This is a genomic window from Chloroflexota bacterium, from assembly GCA_018648225.1.
Lineage (GTDB): Bacteria > Chloroflexota > Anaerolineae > Anaerolineales > UBA11858 > NIOZ-UU35.
Genome location: JABGRQ010000092.1, coordinates 1,840 through 6,992, shown reverse-complemented (window position 1 = coordinate 6,992; position 5,153 = coordinate 1,840). Strand labels below are relative to the sequence as shown.

The following is a 5,153-nucleotide window of genomic DNA, read 5'->3' as shown; positions in this document are numbered from 1 at the left end:
ATCTGGAACAATTCTTGCACCATAAGAGCAAACAGGAGATCACTATGCTCAACTTAAACTCAGCTGATATTCTACTCGCCATGATCCTCAGCCTTTTCTTGCTGGGCACCATCACCTTCGCCAGCGGAATCGTCATCCTTCTCACCCGCACCGTTGGGCGCGATGTCAGCGCCATCACCAGCAGCACCAGCAAACTAGCGCAAAAAGCGCTCGCCAACGATATCGCCGGTCTGGTTGGCAATGCCTCGGTTTTACTGAATGCCACCAACGAAATGGTGCGCACCAGCGCCGGAGTTGGTGTGCTATTGCTCTTCATCGGACTGCTGCTAATTGGCATCGCGCTTGGCCTGGCTGTATACTTCCTGGGAGGTTCTGTGACCTATGACGCGCTCATCGGCAATCGTTGATCTTAAGAATGCATTGGGGGAAAATGACTGGCCGCGCGTGATTCCCGCCCTGCGGCAAGACCCTCTCGTCTGGCTGGCGCTTCAGAGCGCGGACTTCAGGCTGGCAGCCATCAATAAGCTAGGACCTACCCCCGAGGTCTGGTCCCCTGCAAATCTGGCCCTGATCGCCCTCGGCAGCGACCTGCGCACCCAGCACCTGCGCGCCGCGAAAAATATCCACCCCGAATTAATCGCCCAGGTATATCTGGCTTCACAACCCGCCACCAAGAATATCACTACCCCAACATTGGCCCAGGCCGGGCTGCTGGCGCTGGAAATCATCAACCAGCCCCGACGCTGGGGTGAACTGACCCACACCGCGCTGCATCATTGTGTGCTGGCCTGTCTATTTGCCATACTTCCCAATCCCGCTACGCTGTTTAACGCAATCAGCGTTGAGCAGGCCATCCACGCCGTGCTTGCCAATCCATTCACTGCCGAAACCCAACTCGAGCAGATCGAAAAACGTCTGCTCGCGGCCCCCGCCGACGAGCGGTTGGCCGCTCTCAACACCCTGCGCGAACAACGCCCGGAAATCGCCGCCAAACTCGCCCAGCACAGCCCAAAGCGCACTACGCCTGCTCCCAATCTGCGCACACATAACCCGCGCGCCAAAGGTGTGACGGCCTCATTGCACATGCCGCTCACCGATCTGCAAAGTATGCTTCACCAGGCCGATGAACAACAAATCGCCGGGGACGCTCAAGATGCCCGCGCGACGTTGATTTCAGCACAAAAAGCAGCCAGCCAGATTCAAATTTCAATTGCGCTGGAACTGGCAAAAAGCGCCATTCAAGAAGGCAACCCGGAAGAAGCGCTGACACTTTGGAAGCAAGCGGGCGGGCAGGCGCTCTCCGATCAGACCGCCAATCTCGTAATGGCCCTCATCGATCACGGCTATCTCGCCGCGGCGCAATCGCTGGCTGAGCCGCTGAATAATATCGAAAGTGAAAATAGCCCTTTGGTTCTAATCACCAAAGCAAGGATTACCATGTTTAGCGGCGACCTGGCAGCCGCGCGCGAGTTGGCGCAACAGGCTATCGAACTCGTCAACACTGATAATACGTATACCTGGGACGCCAGCGCCTTAGCAAATCTGCTGTTGGAACTAGGGATGCACACACAGGCCATTGAGGTCGGCGAAAATTATATTCAACAGAACCCGAATAGCGCCGCTACCGCAAAACTACTCGCAAAAGCCTATCGCGGCACCGGCGAAGCTGAACCCATGCTGCACTGGTCGCATCTGGCAGTTGCGCTGGAGCCAAAGAATACAACCCTGCAACGCGACCTGGCTGAAGGGCTAGAATTGCTTGATGAGTGGCAACAAGCCTATGATATTCGCCAAAAACTGTTGCATGCCACCGAGACTCCTTCCCCGGATGACCAGTTTGCTTTGGCGAAAACTGCGTTGCGCGCCGGTCATCCGCAGCGCGCCGCCGAAGCCGCACAAGGGTTAATTCTAAGCGATCCGCACGATGGCGCAGCAACCGCGTTGATGGGACAGGCGCTCGTTGAATTGGGACAGCGCAATGAAGCCCGGCAACTTTTTGAAAAAGCGATTCAAATTTCCCCCCTCATCAGCGATCCCTGGCTGGCGCTGGCCGATTTTTACCAGCAAGAACATGAATGGCAGCAAGCCTTCCACACCCTGCAAACCGCATCCAGGTCCGTGCCGGAGGCTCCCGATGTTCATCTGGCGCTCGGAAAAATCTATCAACAGCAAGGCGATGCTACCCAGGCATTGGCGGCTTTCCGCAAAGCTAGTGAACTCGCCGATACAGCCACGCAGCCCTCAGCGGGAAATCTGACCATTGAAATCCAGCTTGCATTGGGAAATACTTTGTTGGCGCTTGGTCACGCCGAAGAAGCCCGCCAGCAACTCGAAAGCGCCTATCGGCAAGCGCCCCATACCAATACCCTGGTGCATAGCTATGCCCGCAGCCTTATCGCGACAGAACAGCCTCAGAAAGCCGCTGAATTGCTTGAACCACTTCTGGAAACACCCGGCAACACCCCAATTGAATTGGATTACGCCCGCTCGCTCATGGCAATGCGCGAGCGTGACACAGACGCGCAAGCAATTCTCAAGGGAATTCTTGAGCGCGATGCCAAAAACCCCACAGCCACGGCGCTAATGGCTGAGGTTTTGGAGCGCTCCGGCGATGCAAAAGCCGCGCTGACGGCTTATCGCACCGCGTTGAGCATCAATCTCGAACAAAACCCGTTGCAGGCAAAATCGCTGGCGTTGAATCTGGGGCGGCTGGCTTTGGCCGAAGAACAGCACGAAATCGCCCTGGGGGTCCTGGAACACTTTGGGCAGCAATACCCCGATGACCCCCAGATCGCGCGCTTGCTGACGCAGGCGTATCGCGTCAATGGAATATCGGAAAAAGCGCTGGAAACCGCGCAGGTAGTCCTGCGAGTTGAACCCGCCACTCCAGAGAGAGTGCTGTGGTTCGTCGATCAGGCGCTGGACTTGAAGGCGCCCGAACAGGCTTTAGCCGCGCTCAATCAGAACATTGAAAAGAATGTGTCGCAATCGTGCTTGCACTTGAAACGTGCACAAGTGCTGCTACAGGTTAATGAACATTCATCTGCGCGCCGGGCTTTTGAACAGGTTTCGATCATGGAAAATGTGACTCCTGCCGAGTTGGGTACAACCGCTGAAGGTCTGTTGGCAACCGATAGCCCCCAGCAAGCGATTTTAAGTTTTGAGCGTGCTATTCGTATGGCGCAGCAAGATTCGGAGCAAGATCACACGCAAATGCAGCTAGGCCTGCTGAAGAAGCTGGCTGCCACACAAAAAGAATTAAAAGATCATCCCAGCGCCCTCAAAGCGCTCGACGAAGCCCTTGTAATCGCCCCGGCAGATTCATCATTGGTCATCGAAAAAGCGGAATTACTGCTCGAGATGGAACAACTGGAACAGGCTGGCGAATGGGTTGAGAGCCAACTTGCCGAAAACCCAACCGATCCGCACTTGAATTTACAGGCCGCGCTGATCTTGCGCTTGCTCGGTGATTTGCCAAAGGCGGCCGTGCGGGCACAAAGCGCGCTGCATGGTTTTCAGGAAAACGGCAGCGAAAATGAAGGCACACTCGCCGCGACCATCGGAGGGCAAATTGCTATCGCCATGCTGCGCGATGAAGATGCCGCTGCTATTCTCGCCACAACCGCGGGCATGCACCCCCAGCAACACGCCAATGATAGCGCCGTGGCCTATTATTGCCTGCTAGGGGAACTGGCCCTGCAAAACAACGAAGAGGTTGCAGCCGCCGATGTGCTCACCCGCGCCCTCCAAATTGATCCACAGCACCCGCGGGCGCTGGCTTTACATACACGCTTACGCATCCGTCAGGGGGGCGGAGCCGCAGCCGACGAACTCTTCGATGAAGCCATGAAACAATTTGGCGAAAATCAGCGCGCCCAACGCAGTGCGCCCGAAGATTATTACGCCCTGGCAGAAGCGGCGATTGAATGTCATGCCTGGGATCCGGCAGCCTATCTACTCAAAAAAGTTGCCAAACTCACGCCGCGCGAGCCGTGTGCCCAACTCCAACTGGCGCGCATTCTGGCGCTGCGCGCCGAGTTTCAGCGTTTCTATCAGGATGTGCATCTCAGCAAACATGCTCTGGGGGAATCGGCCCTCGGTGAACATAACTATCAGCAATTCGAAATTGCAATTCTCAATGCGTCACAGTTGGTTGAGATCATTCAGGCCGCCGGGCTGGACACGCGCACTCGACGCGCAAAGATCGCATACTGGATGGCGCGCGGGCAGGCGGCTTTCCAGCCCAGCGACAGCCACACCCAGGCTTTGCTTGAACTCCCCTCCACAGTAGACAATCTCACAGCGACGCTGGCGGCCTTGCGACACAGCGCCCAGGGACCAGGTGCCGCTCAAAAGGCGCAACAATTACTTAAACCCGAATCCGGCCGCGCGCCCGAAGCGCCGATCCTGCTTTGTCAAATCGCACTGGCGCTGCTGGATGAGAATCCGGTTTTAGCCAATCAGGCGGCTGAAAAAGCACTTAACAAAGCTATCCGCGAGAATATTGTCACCACACCGCTTTACCACGCTGTCCGGGCAACAGTAGCCGGTAAACTTGATGATCCGGAAGTTGAGTTGCAGGCGATCCAGGCGTTGCTGGCCCTGTGCGATAACGAGGCCTACTGGTATGAGCGCGCCGCCGATATTATCGCTGCCCAGCATAATGCCGCAGAACCCTTGCAGCTTGCGCCCGCGATTGAATATCTCGAAAAAGCGCTGCTCACGGAACCCCACTCGCTGCCTCTGTATCATAAGTTGGGGCACGCCCAGGTCGCCATTGGCGATTTGCCCGCAGCCATCCATACATATCGCCAGGCTACCGCGTTGGCGCCTGAAGATCACCGTCTCTGGCTATATCTGGCACGCGGCTATCACACACAGGGAAGCATTCGGGAAGCGCGCGCCAGCGCCCAAAAAGTACTCAACCTTCAACCGGATCATGAAACAGCCCATTTGCTATTGGCTGAACTCGATCTCGGCGCAGGCCGCGTTGAGAATGCACAACGGCACACTGCCAAAGCCTTGCGCGTCAATCCGCGTAACCCGCGCGCGTTGTTGATGCACGCCGAAACATTAACCGCACAGGGACAGGTTGCCCAGGCCCTGGCCGCTCTCGAAACCGCGGCGGCACGCATGATCCCAACGGTTGAACT

The 5,153-nt window shown here is 56.6% G+C and carries 2 protein-coding genes; both read left to right on the top strand.

Annotated features, from left to right (window positions below):
* Positions 1-44: 44 nt before the first annotated feature.
* Positions 45-407, top strand: a complete 363-nt coding sequence (locus HN413_08365; GenBank protein ID MBT3390409.1) for a hypothetical protein — start codon at positions 45-47, stop codon at positions 405-407.
* The coding region (locus HN413_08360; GenBank protein ID MBT3390408.1) for a tetratricopeptide repeat protein at positions 382-5,153 on the top strand (4,772 nt) is incomplete at its 3' end. The genes HN413_08365 and HN413_08360, both read left to right, overlap by 26 nt.